Here is a 14650-nt window from a genome sequence, read left to right as displayed (position 1 = left end):
AGCTCATTTAGGCTTAATAAAACTGCCTTCAATATAAAAAGTATCCCAACTTTTTCACAAGCTTCAGATTGATCCACTTTTGTCAACCTATAAAGTTATGCAATCTTGAAAAAATCCGGGATAAACCCCTGATCCCTTAAGGAAACTGTCTCGATCTCACCTCCTGACAATATTGTTGGATCGCTTGAGTGACCCCTTCTTCCAAATTGGCATAAGTTTTCACAAAAGGCGGTTGCCAAGCCGATAACCCCAACAAATCCGGAGTCACCAACACCTGACCATCACAATGCGCCCCCGCCCCAATTCCAATCGTGGGAATGGTTAACTTTTGAGTAATTTCCATTGCCAACTTTGCCGGAATATGTTCTAATACAACCGCAAACGCCCCCGCATTCTCCAAAGCGATCGCTTCCGTTAAAATCCGATCAGCCGCTTCCGCCGTTTTCCCCTGTTTGCGAAATCCGCCTAACTGATGCACCGACTGCGGCGTTAACCCGACATGACCCATCACCGGAATACCCGCCTGTACCAAATAACGCACAGTTTGCGCCATTTCCGGATATCCGCCTTCAAGCTTCACCGCCTGCGCCCCCGCTTCCTTCATCACTCGTCCCGCCGATCGCATTGCTTGTTGGGGACTTTCTTGATAAGTTAAAAACGGTAAATCAACCACCATCAACGCATTTTTGACCCCACGCCGCACTGCTTTAGCATGATGCAACATCTCCTCTAAGGTCAACGGTAAAGTCGTTTCATAACCCAACGCCACCATCGCCAGAGAATCTCCGACTAAAATCACATCGACACCCGCTTGATCGAGTATTCGCGCCATCCCATAATCATAAGCAGTCAACACGGCGATCGCCCGCCCTTGTTGTTTCCATTGGATTAATTGTTGAATGGTAATAGTCATAATTTCACTGATAACTGATAACTGTAAACACTGATAACTGCTAACTGTTTACCGCCATCCTAACCAACGTAAAATCGGCACAATAAAATAATGATTCACAGCCAAAGATAAACCCGTTGCACAGCCCAAAAGCCCAATAAACCCCAAACCAAACCAAAATTCTTCCCACTGGGGTTGAACTCCAACAGAGGGAAATTGCAACACCTCGGGCGGAAACGTTTGATCTAAACTTAGTCCCCAAAAAATTGCCGTTGTTCCCACCGCGACGACCATCGCAGAAGCCCAACGATGACTCGGTAGCCCTAACCCCAACGTCAGGACGGCTGCCGAAAGACCCATACACAAATGTCCTACAGTCCCAAAAAGACTCAAAACTTGCCAACTGATCCCACCAACGATATAGCCCAAACTTCCCATCATCGCCGCCCATCGATAACGACGGTTGATATTAAACCCACCTGCATCGGTTAAACCCAGTCCTGTTCCCAAACCTGCTAAACCCAACACCAATATTTGGGTTCCGAGTTTCATCGCCGCCCCCGGAAACCAGAAGGGAAAATTACTCGACAAGATCTCCGCAAATGCTTGACCCACGGGAGTCCAATAAGCCAACACCAACCCAAATACCGCCCCCGCAATACCGCCAACCCCAGCCAGTCCCATTCCCCACAATATTGTCATACTGACTTGCATCAGTTGGGCGGTTAGATATCCCCCGGCTTTCATCAAATTCCACAAGGCGCGATCGCTTTCCAATAAAGCCGTTTTGACCACATCCAAACCCCACTGCGACAACGACATCATCCGGCGAGGATAGCGTTTATGACGGGCAATTTTAAACAAATAAGTCTGAATTTCGGTAGCAGTTTGGGGACGGCGAATGGCTTGATCTTGAACCATTTGATCAAGTAAATTGGCAAACCAGGGACTAACAACAGCCCGATGCTGCCATCGTAATTCTGCGGTAATGGGATCTTCAAGATCAGGCGGAAAAGTGCCTGTTAACAGATGAATACAAGTTCGACCCAACGCATAAAAATCCGCAGGTGGCCCAACAGTAGCACCAACAATTTGTTCAGGAGGACTGTAACCGGGAGAAACTAAACGAGTTGTGCTTCTGGGCGTGGCTTCGCGATCGCTGGACATCAACCGTCCCACCTGTTTCGCCCCGCCAAAATCAATCACGACCAATTGATGAGTTTGTATCGGAGTCACCGTCAATGGGAATGCAGGAGTCGAACGCAACATCAAGTTAGACGGTTTGAGATCTCGATGAATAATATTTGCCCCGTGTAATTCCCGTAAAATCTCTAAAGCCTGTTGTAACCAGTCAATTACCCATTCTTCTGGACAACCGTGGGGATGCTCGTCTAAAATCTCCTGTAGCGTTAACCCGTGAATTTTTTCCATCACCAAACACGGTAACGGCGAGAGAGTAGAGTTGCGTTTTTTGAGGAGAAAATAGCTATCAGGCGACACTTTCGGCACTCCAGGGTGACGCATCCGTGCCAGAACACTCGCCTCTTGTTCAAAGAGTTCTAACGCTTTAGGAGACGGTTCTAGCAATACTTTTAAGACTTTTTCTGTTTGTGTTTTTAAGTCCCAAACCACATAAAGCGTTGAAAATCCTCCTGTTCCCAGACTCCGTAAAGGAACATAACGATTATTGAGTTCTAAAGGGGCGCCGCAACGTTGGCAATATTTATTTCCCCAAGGTTGACCGTCCGGTTGAGAACACTTGGGGTTAATGCAGTGCAGTGTAGATGAAACAGGATGATCCACAGTGGGTTTTACAGTGAACAGCTTTTACAGTGACCAGCGCTTGTCTTGTGACAAAGTAACTCGTAATCGTCAGTTTACAGTTCTACAAAGTTGTTAGTCTTCAATTAATAAGGATACCTTGTATGTAGACGATTCATCCGGGGCAATTGTTCAGTGAATCGCCGACTCTCTCACTTCTTCTTTTTTCGGGCTTCTCCATCCTCAATTAATTTCTAAAATGATATGAGCTTGCACCATATTTTACTAGACCTGGTTTTACTTTTAGCAATTACGACTGTTTCTGTCATTCTATTCAAACGAGTTAAACTCGGTTCAGTTGTCGGTTTGTTAGTGGCGGGAGTGGTTCTTGGCCCTTCAGGTTTAGCCATTACAGACGATCCCGAAGGACTGCGACACATTACTGAACTGGGAGTGGTGTTTTTACTGTTTATCATCGGGTTGGAAATGCACCCGGAAAAATTGTGGTCAATGCGTCGGCTTGTTTTTGGTTTGGGTTCACTCCAATTGGGTTTAACTGCGATCGCTATTACTCTCTACGGACTGGTTCTCGGCTATTCTGGAAACGCGGCTTTAATTCTCGGACTGGGTTTGGCAATGTCTTCGACAGCATTTGTGATGCAGTTACTCGAAGAACGCAATGAAGGCTCGACTGAATACGGTCAAACGACTTTTGCAATTTTACTGCTACAAGATATCGCTATTGTTCCGATTTTGGCTTTGGTTCCTCTATTATCAAACCAACCAACCCAGACTAATAGTATTCCTTTTTGGCAACAGGGAGCGAGTATATTTGGTGGATTATTTGCGGTTTATTTGTTGGGATGTTACGGGGTGCCGTTTATTCTCAAAATTGTTGTCAGTCAACGCAATCGAGAAGCGATCGCCGGGATTGTGGGTTTAACTGTGATTGGTTCGGCTTGGGTGATGGATACGGTGGGGTTATCGATGTCTTTGGGTGCTTTTTTTATCGGAATGTTGTTATCGGGTTCCCATTATCGTCACTATTTAGAATCGGAAATTGAACCGTTTAAAAATCTTCTCCTGAGTTTGTTTTTTATCTCTGTCGGGATGTCGATTAATCTTGAGGCTTTCTTAAGTGAAGGGTTTCAGATGGTTGGTCATGCTTTGGCTTTAATGTTGGTGAAAGCAATTGTTTTGTTTGGCTTGTGTTTGGCTTTTCGCTTGAGTCGATCAACGTCTGTGCGGGTGGCGACTTTACTTCCTCAAAATGGTGAGTTTGGTTTTGTATTGTTTAGTGCAGCCGCAGAAACTGAATTAATTAGTGATGAGGCGTTTTCTTGGTTGGTGGTGATTATTGTGATTTCGATGGTAACAACACCTCTATTAGTTCAGTTTGGAGATTCACTGGCGCAACGTTTATCTCCATCAACGGAAATGAGTGAAGACTCTGTTCAAGCTTTATCTAAACGCAGAATTCGGAACCCCAAAGCTGTTTTAGTGATTGGTTATGGTCGAGTCGGACAGGTGGTTTGTACGATTCTTGAACGTATGAATATTCCTTATATTGCCCTCGAAAAAGATCTCGAACAAGTTGCTGCTGGACGCGCATCAGGTCGAGCGGTTTATTTTGGGGATGTGGATAATCCTCGGATTTTATCAGCAGTCAGAGTGAGGCGGGCGCGAGCGGTGGTGATTACGGTGGGAGAGTCTAAAATTACCAAAAAGTTAGTGGCTTTGTTGCAAAGTTCTTATCCGAATTTACCCTTAGTTGTCCGAACTCGCAATTTAGAAAAACGGGAAAAAATGTTAGGGGTTTGTGTCGGTCATGTTGTCCCTGAAGTGGTTGAAGCGGCGTTAATGATGGGAGAAAAAACACTCGAACTTTTAGGGATTTCTGAACTTGAATCGACCTCACTTTTGAGTTTACTTCGTCAAGATGAATACGCCGCCCTCCATCTTTCTAAAGATTAATGATCTTCGTCTTCTGGTTCCGCATCTGAAAACTATTTTAGATACTTTTGAGTATTTTTACATGGGGAAACTTCAGTCAGCTAGATTGACTGTTTTGGCTCGAAACACAGCGAGAAGGAATATGGCTACAAGTGTTGGACGTTAATAAAAGTTAACATAATCGTGTACAAAAACCTGATTTAATTACTCTAAAGTATGGAAAGAGTTAGTAGATAAGTTACTAACATCTCAAGCTGGAGATTTTTATGGGAGATGGATTACTGCTGATATTGTCGAGCCATTTAAAGGAGGATCTGGTACATGGGGTTGGTAGATAATCAAACTAATATTAACTCAATAACTGATGATTCTAATGCTTCAAAATCTTACTATCAAGCAGAAAATCTATATCTAAATTCATGGTTTCAGGTCACTCAAATAGATTACGAAAAATTAATTAAAGAATATTCATTTAATAATCTATTTAAAGGATTTGCTAAAAATCAACTCAAGCTTCTAGATTTAGGGTGTGGCACTGCTAAATTTTCTAGTTTGTTAGACAAGAAACTTGATGGTAATATTCATTTATTAGCAGATTTACTCGATATTTCTGAATACTGTCTACAGGTAGCACAAAAACAATTCGATAGTTTTCAGCATTTTAGTACAAATAAAACTTACTTATCTGCTACAGAAAATCTGCAACAATTCGTTTATAAAACTAATAGCTACGATATTATATGGGCGATTCATTCTCTTTACACTGTCGATCAAAATAGAATGGCAGATGTCTATCTTTATTGTTTAGACTTATTAGGTTATAATGGTAAGTTTTTAATTTATCAACTTGCTGAAAAATCTTCTTATAAAAACTTATATAGTTTTTATCTTAGCCATTATCCAGAACGAAAAAATACTAGATATTTTCTAACATCTGAAGAACACCAACAAATTTTAGATACATTAGGAATAAATTATGAAAATATTAGATTGCATTTTTCCCACAGGATAAATTGTGAAAGTAAAGATATACTAGAAATATATTTAAAAAAATGTGTTTTAGATAATACATTAGATGTCTTAAATTTTTTTCAACCCATATTGCAAGAATATTTTGATCGAGAAAATAATCAATACAAATTTGATCAGGTCGTTGATTTACTGATCATTAAAAAAGCTAGCCTGATGGGGTGACAAGCCCGCTAAAAGTGTTGTTAGTTGGTAATTAGAGTCATTTGTGGTGTAAGAAAAAACGGTCTCGATTGTTAACAAGACCATCCTTTTGAAAAGTTACCTCAATTTTACCAGACTCATCTTCAAAGTCGATTAAGTGCGACTCAATATCTTCCTGTACACAGGTGCAAGCGTCTCGCGATCTCGAAGTGATAGCAGTACCCACATAGTTTAGTACAAAAAGATGACTGATAGGCGGTTCGTAAAGACGCGCCATAGCGTATCTCTATACAAAAATTGGGGAGTTCGTTTCTGACGGTAGCAGATTCAAGAAACAGACATTGGTTATGACCAGCGACCAAGATGGTTCCACTACCATGATTTCGCTCTGATTGAGAACCATATTTAATTCAAACGACGAGCAGCTTATAACTGTTGCTTTTTGTCTGAAGTTAATTACTCCTCTGAAAAACGTCATAATCTTTAAAAAAGTTAACATTTATGGGTGCGGTTTGGTGATATAGAAAACAAAAAATCGGTTTGTCCCCTCAAAATGTAGGGGCATTTAAAGAAATATAAAGAAATATTATGTAAATCTTAAAAATATTCAAGGTAAATGAGGACAGATTCTTGATACTATCTTAAGTATCTTGGCATAAAGACCAAAATATAAGCGATTCCGACAAGGGAGATATCAAGGAGTTATGGCTTACTCGCAAACTCGAACTCAGTCAAAAGCTGGCTATCAAGCTGGTGTAAAAGACTATAAACTGACTTATTACACGCCCGACTATACGCCGAAAGATACAGATATCCTGGCTGCATTTCGTTTCAGCCCTCAGCCTGGAGTTCCTCCCGAAGAAGCAGGAGCAGCAATTGCCGCTGAATCCTCCACAGGAACCTGGACAACAGTATGGACGGACTTATTAACTGACCTCGACCGCTACAAAGGCCGTTGTTATGATATCGAATCCGTTCCCGGAGAAGATAATCAATACTTCTGTTTTGTTGCTTATCCTCTCGATCTGTTTGAGGAAGGCTCTGTTACCAATATGTTGACCTCCATCGTAGGTAACGTATTTGGATTTAAAGCACTGCGATCGCTGCGTTTAGAAGATCTACGCATTCCTATCGCTTACATGAAGACCTTCCAAGGTCCTCCTCACGGAATTACCGTAGAACGCGACAAACTCAACAAATACGGTCGTCCGCTCCTCGGTTGTACCATTAAACCCAAACTCGGTTTATCGGCAAAGAACTACGGACGTGCTGTATATGAATGTCTGCGGGGTGGCTTAGACTTCACCAAAGACGACGAAAACATTAACTCTCAGCCCTTCATGCGCTGGCGCGATCGCTTCCTGTTCGTTCAAGAAGCTATCGAAAAAGCTCAAGCAGAAACCGGAGAAGTTAAAGGTCACTACCTCAACGTTACCGCTCCCACCTGCGAAGAAATGCTGGAACGGGCAGAATTTGCCAAAGAAATTGGCACCCCGATCATCATGCACGACTACCTGACAGGGGGCTTCACCGCGAATACGACTTTAGCAAAATGGTGTCGTCGTAACGGTCTGTTACTCCACATTCACCGGGCAATGCACGCGGTAATTGACCGTCAACGCAACCACGGAATTCACTTCCGCGTCCTCGCCAAATGCTTACGGATGTCTGGTGGAGATCACCTTCACTCCGGTACCGTTGTGGGTAAACTCGAAGGCGAAAAAGGCATCACCATGGGTTTTGTTGACCTGATGCGTGAAGATCACATCGAACAAGATCGCGAACGCGGTATTTTCTTCACCCAAGATTGGGCTTCTATGCCGGGTGTAATGCCTGTAGCTTCCGGTGGTATCCACGTATGGCATATGCCTGCGTTGGTTGAAATCTTCGGCGACGACTCCTGCTTACAGTTCGGTGGTGGTACTCTTGGACACCCCTGGGGTAATGCTCCGGGTGCAACTGCAAACCGGGTTGCTCTTGAAGCTTGTATCCAAGCGCGTAACGAAGGCCGTAACCTGTTCCGTGAAGGCGGCGACGTCATCCGCGAAGCGACCAAGTGGAGTCCTGAACTGGCTGTTGCTTGCGAACTGTGGAAAGAAATCAAGTTCGAGTTTGAAGCAATGGATACAGTCTAAATCCACTTCCAGAGTGATGATAATGAATTTTAAGCAATCAGTAGATAAACTTAGAATTCAAAACTCAGAACTCTTGGAGGTTGGTGTCAGACATGGATATCAAAAAAGTTGCAAAAGACACGGCCAAGGTACTCTCAAGCTACCTAACCTACCAAGCTGTACAGGTGGTTTCATCTCAATTAAAAGAGACAAACCCCGGTCTAGCAATTTGGTTGAGCGGATTTTCGTCCACCGGAAAAATTCAAGACGGAGAAGCGTATCTCAAAGAGATGCTTCAGGAAAACCAGGAAATGGCTTTCAGAATTATGACGGTGCGAGAACATCTCGCTCAAGAGGTGGGGGATTATTTACCGGAGATGGTGCGTGAATCGATTCAGCAAGGCAATATGGAACATCGCCGTCAGTACCTTGAACGGATGACACAGGTTTCCTTGTCTGACACCAATCCTCATCCCGAATTTCAGATAGATTCCGAACCGACTCAGGACGAATAGAGCCTGAGCGCTGGACTGTTGTATACCTTTTTTAACGTTTTAGGAAATCGCAATGCAAACTTTACCCAAAGAGCGTCGCTACGAAACTCTGTCTTATCTGCCTCCGTTGACTGATGCTCAGATTGACAAGCAGATTCAATATATGCTGTCTCAGGGTTTTATTCCGGCTGTTGAGTTCAACGAAACCGCAGAACCCGAAGTTCACTATTGGACACTGTGGAAATTGCCTCTGTTCAACGCAACCACTGTCCGTGATGTGATGATGGAAATTCAAGCCTGTCGTCAAGAATATCCGAAGTGTTTCATTCGGGTTGCTGGTTTTGACAATGTGAAGCAGTGCCAAGTTTTAAGCTTCATTATTCACAGAGCTGATAACTCATCCGGTTATCGGTACTAATTCCTGATCGCCTAGTTTAACGGATTAATTTTGACAGGTAGGGAGTGATCTCTACCTTTTTTGTGCTGGCTGCAATTTAAGGACACATTATAACATCAAATAAATTTTATATGAGTCCCTTGACATTAGACCCGAAGACTAGGTATCTTAGTTTAAGGAACAGGTTTTTCACAATTGGGGTAGTCAATCTGTCAAGACTATTCAATTCTAGGGTGTATTTTTACAACTAAAGATAGACAGTGAAAGTAAATTTAATCTTTTCAGGGACAAGCATAAACCAGACTTTCCTGTTAATTTTGTCAGAAAAACAAGGGTGATCTGATCAAGATTGGCATAATCTTATCAAAGATAAATACTGTTAGTTGTCATCTTTTGAATATTCATCATTATCCAGTGTATAACTGGAGATTCTTCAATGTGCAGAAATTTACGAAATACTTACCTTTTTAAATCATTTGAGGTGTGTTAGTGGTTTATTTTTTAGTCCTAAAACAATATTCAACTGAAGCAAATACAATAAAATATTGTCTTATACTGTTAAAATTCAAATTCAAAGATTGGATAAAATCTTTAGCAAAATTAAAAAAAATTCGCTACAATATTATTAAAAGAGATAAGATAGATGAACCCCCATCAGAAAACTAGAACTTTAAGTTCCTACATCATCTTTGTGAACAGATTTCTAGTGAGTGCATCAGTTAACTTCATCTCAGTCAAAAGATGAAATAAGTTACATCAGTCACGACAACTCATCAATTCATTCTCACTTGATCAGAACTCAAGTTATACTCAAGTTAACAGAGAAACTTGTCCTGATAATCTTGGATTAAAAAGTAAAACAATAAATTTTTGATCCAATGAAATGAATAAAAATTGATCAGTCATTTGAAGCATCTACAAATTAGCTCAAACTATATAGCGCTACTTGAATCGGGAACAGGGAACAGCGCTTGCCTTGCGGCCCGGCGCGGTTTCCGGCGAGACTTAGTTTGCAATCTTAGGGAACAGGGAACAGCAGACTATGAAAGCGGTGTGACCCTGCGGCTTTGTAAGCCGCCAAGGAATGCACACGCCTGAGAGGGTTTCAGAATTTAGAAATGTCCTAACCAATTTGCGTAGTGCTATATATAGAGCTAAAAATCTCCTGACTGTAGTTATTCTTCAAATCTGTCCTTCATCAATTAACACTCAAACTCAATGAACGATTCTGCTATTATTCCCGTACAATCTTTTGTCGTTGAGACCGAGATGAACTCATCTGAATCCGAAGCAGCTTTAGGAGATCAAGCGAAAAGCACAGCCCTAGCAAAGGAATTAGCTGTTTTACGTTCTCACATGGAGTATCGAGTCAATCAACTTCAAGAATTAGTTGAAAAAGAAGGTGCAGCAAGTCAACGCGCCCAACTTCTAGATCGCATTACTGCTCAATTGCGAGAGTCTATCAGCAGCGATGAATTACTTCAAACATTAGTTCGGGAGATTCGTTCAGCCTTAAAAACAGATCGAGTTTTGGTCTGTCAATTAACGTCCAGTTTTTCCAATCAAACTAATCGGGGAAAAGTAGTCACAGAATCGGTTGAAAGCCAGTGGTTATCTTTACTAAACGCAGAAATTGTTGACCCCAGATTAGGCCGCTATGCTGAACAGTCTCGTCGCGGAAAAGTGCAAGCGATCGCCAATATTAAAGACGCGGGACTCGATCAACAGATAGTTCGTCAACTCACCACCTTACAAGTCCAAGCGAGCCTCCTCGTTCCGATTTATACTCGCAACTTCAACGAAGAAAAAACAAGAGGGGAAAAACAGCTTTACGGCTTCTTAATCGCTCATCAATGTAATCAACCTCGATTTTGGCAACCTTCAGAAATCGAATTTTTCCGGGCAATTTCCCTACAATTCAGTTACGCCCTCGATGAACTCCAACTACAACAACACCAACAAGCCATTATTCAACAAACCCGACGCTTAAATCAGATTAACGATCACCTGCGTCAATTTACTTGTGTCAATGAGATTTTAATGACCGCTGTTGAAGAAACCCGAGATGCTTTAAACTGCGATCGCGTTTTAGTGTACGAATTCGGGCCAGAATGGGATGGAAAAATCATTGCCGAATCCGTTGATAGTCAATGGCCTGCGGCAATTGGTGCCGAAATTGATGATCCTTGTTTTGCCAAACGCTACGTGCAACCATATCAACGAGGACGAGTCAAAGCCACCGATAATGTCTATGAAGCCGGTTTAACCGAATGTCATCTCAGTCAACTCGAACCCTTTGCGGTGAAAGCCAATCTCGTCGCCCCGATTTTGGTAGAGAATCAACTCAAAGGCTTATTAGTAGCGCATCAATGTTCTGGGCCAAGAGCTTGGACAGAACTCGATATTGATCTGATTCGGAGTGTAGCAATGCACTTAGGCTATGCCCTCGATCAAGCTTCAGCCCTCGCCCAACAGCAAGCCAACGCGGAAAAAGCAAAAATCTTAAACAACATCACCTACCAACTTCGCAACAGCGAAACAACAGAATCAGTCTTTGATCTGATTGTCGAACAAGTGCGTCAGTTGTTCAAAACCGATCAAGTCTTCATCTACAAATATTGTGAAAACGGTTCAGGGAGAGTGGTCGCCGAATCCGTTGTCAATAACCTACCGAATCTCTTAGGATTAAAAATTGAAAATGCGGCTTTGACAGACGAAGATCTTACCATTCTGGGGCGTAAACGAGTTTACCGAATTGACAATTTTCTCACCTGTGAACTCAACACCGAACTCTCCAACTTCCAGCCCTACGAGAAATTGCTGCTTTTGTCCAAAGCAAAAACTCATCTGATTGCACCCCTAATCACTTCCACGCAACTCCATGGTTTGTTAGTAATCAATCACGCCACCCCAAAGCGAATTTGGAAAGAGACAGAGTTAGACTTTCTCAAACAATTAACCGATCAAGTCAGTTTAGCACTCAATCAATTCACCTTACTCCAACACCAACAAACCGTCGCCCGACAAGAACATCGCCTCAATCAAATTAATGCCATACTGCAAGAGTCCCTCGATCCGGCTGATATTTTTAAAACGGTAGTCGGAGAAACTCGAACTGTACTCAATGTAGATCGTGTGAGTATTTATCAGTTTGAGACGGAATGGGCAGGTAAAATTGTTGCTGAATCGGTAGATCCGAAATTGCCGAGTGCGTTGGGTAATCAACTCTACGATCCGAGTTCAACTCACGAGATTCAACCCTATATTAAAGGTCAAGTGATGGCGATCGCAGATATCGACAAATCTTCATTGCAGGCTTTTCATCTGCGTCAACTCAAAAGCTTGTATGTCAAAGCCAAATTAGTCGCACCGATTATCGCCAAACAAAAATTACATGGGTTATTGATCATTCACAGTTGTAGTGAGTCTCGTCAATGGCAAAGCCATGAAATCAATTTTGTGCGACAATTAGCGGTTTCTGTTGGACACGTCCTCAACCAAAACTTTCTCCAACAACAACAACAAGCAACTCAACAAGCGACTCAACTCAATCAGATTTGCTTCCACATTCGCCAAACTCTCGATCCGCAACAAATTTGTCAAACTGCGGTTGAGGAGTTGCTTGAACTCATGCAAGCAGATCGGATTATTTTGTATCAGCCAGAAGTTGAGGAGTTGGAAGTTAGAAGTTCTCCAAAGACTCAAATTATTGCCGAAGCTGTACGATCAGGTAATTTGAGTATTAGGGGTTCTGGATTTACAGTCAAGTATCCTGATAAAAACGTGTTGAAAATACTCTCTGAAGGTGATGAAGTTGCACTTTCTGATCTCACCGAAGCCCCACTGACAAATGATCATAAACAACAACTTTATCAATGGCAGGTTCAAGCCGCTTTAATGATTCCTGTTTTTGTGAATCAAACCTTTTACGTGATCGAAACTCACTGTCGTCAGTCTCATCAATGGCAAAACGCTGAAATCGAACTGTTTAAACAAGTCGGTTTACAAGTGGGTTATGCGCTCGAACAAGCTCAACTGTTGCAACAAGTTCAGGAAAGTCGCAGCCTGGCTGAAAAAATGATGAACGAGCAACAGCAACAAAAACAACAACTCGAACATCAAATCGAAACCTTTTTAGGGCAAATTGAAGATTCTTTTCAAGGGGATTTAACTGTGCGAGCGCAGGTGAGTGAAGGGGTAATGGGAACCGTTGCCGACTTTTTTAATGCCACAATTGAGAGTTTACAACAGTTAGTTGCTCAAGTTCATCAAAGTGCAAACGTTGTGACTAAAACGGCTGCTGAACGTGAACAAGAAGTGGAAAATTTATCCGGTGAAATTTCCCAACAAACAGAAGCAATTGTCGAGGCTTTAGCCCAAATTCAAACGCTGACTCATTCTATCGAAGCGGTTTCAACTTCCGCCCAAGCCGCCCAAACTCAAGTGCAAACTGTAGCGGAGATTTTACAGGCAGGAGATCGGGCGATGAACCGCACTGTTAACGGGATTTTGACAGTAGAAAAAACCATCCGAGGGACTGCTATAAAAGTGAAGCATTTGGGAGAATCTTCTCAAAAAATTTCACGCATTGTCAAATTGATTAATGAGTTTGCCAATCAGACTCATGTGTTGGCGTTAAATGCTTCTGTAGAAGCCAGTCGAATTAGTCATCAGGAAGGAGGGTTTGCGATGGTGGCGACAGAAGTGCGAACTTTAGCCGAACAGTCAGGGAATGCAACAGCAGAAATTGAACAGATGATTGGGGAAATTCAAGCAGAAACTCACGAGGTTATACAGGCGATGAAAGTGGGTTTAAAACGAGTTCTTCAAGAAACAGAGTTGGTGAAAAAAACTCGTCAAACGCTAACTGAAATTGTACAAGCGAGTAATCAAACCCATGAGTTTGTCAATCAAATTGCAACTTCGGCTCACCATCAAGCCCAAACTTCAAGTCATCTGTCTGAAACCATGCAACAAGTCGCAGCCATCGCCCATGCTAGTTCTCAACAGTCTCTAGAGGTACGTCAAGCTTTTTCTCAACTGATGCAGGTTGCTCAAGAATTGCAGCAGGGAGTGACGCAGTTTAAGGTGACTCAAGACGAGTAACAAAAATCAATTCAGTTAGATTCTGTACCCGGATATAGCAATGTTACCTGATTTGTAAAAAAGTAATCGAGATCACCCCCCAACGTTGCAGGGCCGTTTCGTTCTAGCCCGAAAACTTGATTTGTGGGGAGGTGGGGAGGTAGGGAGGTAGGGAGGTAGGGAGGATTTTTATTAATAAAAAGCTATTTTTCCTCGGAAAAAACTCCTCTCCCCATCACCCCATCACCCTTTCACCCCATCAACCCCGGCAATTTTTAACTTAGAATGAAACAGCCCTGCCCAACGTTGGGGGGAAGGGGGGCGCGCGAGGAGGGGATTTGGAGGCAAAGTCGTTTACAAATGATTTCTTATTGCTATATTGATCCGATTTCTCCGTACAGAATCTCACCCTGGGATGAATGGGTATCTAAGTCTGGAGATAGAGGTTTTTATGGGGTATGATCCATTAATCTTAAAAATGTAAAGTATGGTGTAGTTGCTCCATGCTGAATAAATTGTATTAGGAGATTGGGATTAACATCCTGTTTCTTCATTTAAGGGTTTTTGTTAATGTTGAAATATAGAACAACCATCGGATGGTCACTCATTACTTCAGGGATTGTGACTCTTTTACTTAAGTATGTTTTACCGGGCGCTCCTGTAGGATGGGGAGTTGCATTTATTGTGATTGGTACTGCTATTTTCTTTATCCGAAAAAGCTAAAGTTTGAATCTGATCAAAAAAGATTCCCGAGTTTAGTTTCGGGAACCTTCGTATTTTT

At 42.3% G+C, this 14650-nt stretch carries 9 protein-coding genes; 7 read left to right on the top strand and 2 right to left on the bottom strand.

Annotated features, from left to right (window positions below; genetic code table 11):
- Window positions 1-136: 136 nt before the first annotated feature.
- Together panB and L8106_RS16730 are read right to left on the bottom strand one after the other, a co-directional pair.
- Window positions 137-913, bottom strand: coding sequence for a 3-methyl-2-oxobutanoate hydroxymethyltransferase (panB, locus tag L8106_RS16735; protein WP_009785556.1), 777 nt, complete (start codon window positions 911-913; stop codon window positions 137-139).
- A 48-nt stretch (window positions 914-961) separates the two neighbouring features.
- Window positions 962-2695, bottom strand: coding sequence for a serine/threonine-protein kinase (locus L8106_RS16730; RefSeq protein WP_009785555.1), 1734 nt, complete (start codon window positions 2693-2695; stop codon window positions 962-964).
- A gap of 222 nt (window positions 2696-2917) precedes the next feature.
- Here L8106_RS16730 and L8106_RS16725 point away from each other — a divergent pair, with 222 nt between their 5' ends.
- The 7 genes from L8106_RS16725 (at window position 2918) to L8106_RS32310 (ending at window position 14592) form a co-directional block, all read left to right on the top strand.
- Window positions 2918-4627: a cation:proton antiporter gene (locus tag L8106_RS16725; protein ID WP_009785554.1), complete on the top strand. Its 1710-nt coding sequence runs from the start codon at window positions 2918-2920 to the stop codon at window positions 4625-4627.
- A gap of 306 nt (window positions 4628-4933) precedes the next feature.
- Window positions 4934-5800 (top strand): class I SAM-dependent methyltransferase, encoded by an 867-nt coding sequence (locus L8106_RS16720; protein ID WP_198012961.1) that lies wholly within the window; start codon window positions 4934-4936, stop codon window positions 5798-5800.
- Between the two features lie 683 nt (window positions 5801-6483).
- Window positions 6484-7914, top strand: coding sequence for a form I ribulose bisphosphate carboxylase large subunit (locus L8106_RS16710; RefSeq protein WP_009785551.1), 1431 nt, complete (start codon window positions 6484-6486; stop codon window positions 7912-7914).
- A gap of 92 nt (window positions 7915-8006) precedes the next feature.
- A complete protein-coding gene (locus tag L8106_RS16705; RefSeq protein WP_009785550.1) occupies window positions 8007-8408 on the top strand; it encodes a chaperonin family protein RbcX in 402 nt (133 codons plus the stop codon).
- 52 nt (window positions 8409-8460) lie between these two features.
- Window positions 8461-8805, top strand: a complete 345-nt coding sequence (locus tag L8106_RS16700; protein WP_009785549.1) for a ribulose bisphosphate carboxylase small subunit — start codon at window positions 8461-8463, stop codon at window positions 8803-8805.
- A gap of 1197 nt (window positions 8806-10002) precedes the next feature.
- Entirely contained in the window at window positions 10003-13890 is a 3888-nt protein-coding gene (locus L8106_RS16695) for a GAF domain-containing protein (protein WP_009785548.1), read from the top strand.
- A gap of 549 nt (window positions 13891-14439) precedes the next feature.
- Window positions 14440-14592: a hypothetical protein gene (locus L8106_RS32310; RefSeq protein ID WP_156803726.1), complete on the top strand. Its 153-nt coding sequence runs from the start codon at window positions 14440-14442 to the stop codon at window positions 14590-14592.
- Window positions 14593-14650 lie beyond the last annotated feature (58 nt).

This window comes from Lyngbya sp. PCC 8106 (genome assembly GCF_000169095.1).
GTDB lineage: Bacteria > Cyanobacteriota > Cyanobacteriia > Cyanobacteriales > Microcoleaceae > Capilliphycus.
Note: the sequence above shows the minus strand (reverse complement) of the source record. Positions and strands in the feature narration are given on the sequence as shown.

What these genes read in the sequence shown, in the direction of transcription:
- L8106_RS16695 (WP_009785548.1), top strand. Translation starts at nt 10,003, where the DNA reads ATGAACGATTCTGCTATTATTCCCGTACAATCTTTTGTCGTTGAGACC.
- L8106_RS16725 (WP_009785554.1), top strand. Translation starts at nt 2,918, where the DNA reads ATGAGCTTGCACCATATTTTACTAGACCTGGTTTTACTTTTAGCAATT.
- L8106_RS16710 (WP_009785551.1), top strand. Translation starts at nt 6,484, where the DNA reads ATGGCTTACTCGCAAACTCGAACTCAGTCAAAAGCTGGCTATCAAGCT.
- L8106_RS16700 (WP_009785549.1), top strand. Translation starts at nt 8,461, where the DNA reads ATGCAAACTTTACCCAAAGAGCGTCGCTACGAAACTCTGTCTTATCTG.
- L8106_RS16705 (WP_009785550.1), top strand. Translation starts at nt 8,007, where the DNA reads ATGGATATCAAAAAAGTTGCAAAAGACACGGCCAAGGTACTCTCAAGC.
- panB (WP_009785556.1), bottom strand. Translation starts at nt 913, where the DNA reads ATGACTATTACCATTCAACAATTAATCCAATGGAAACAACAAGGGCGG.
- L8106_RS32310 (WP_156803726.1), top strand. Translation starts at nt 14,440, where the DNA reads ATGTTGAAATATAGAACAACCATCGGATGGTCACTCATTACTTCAGGG.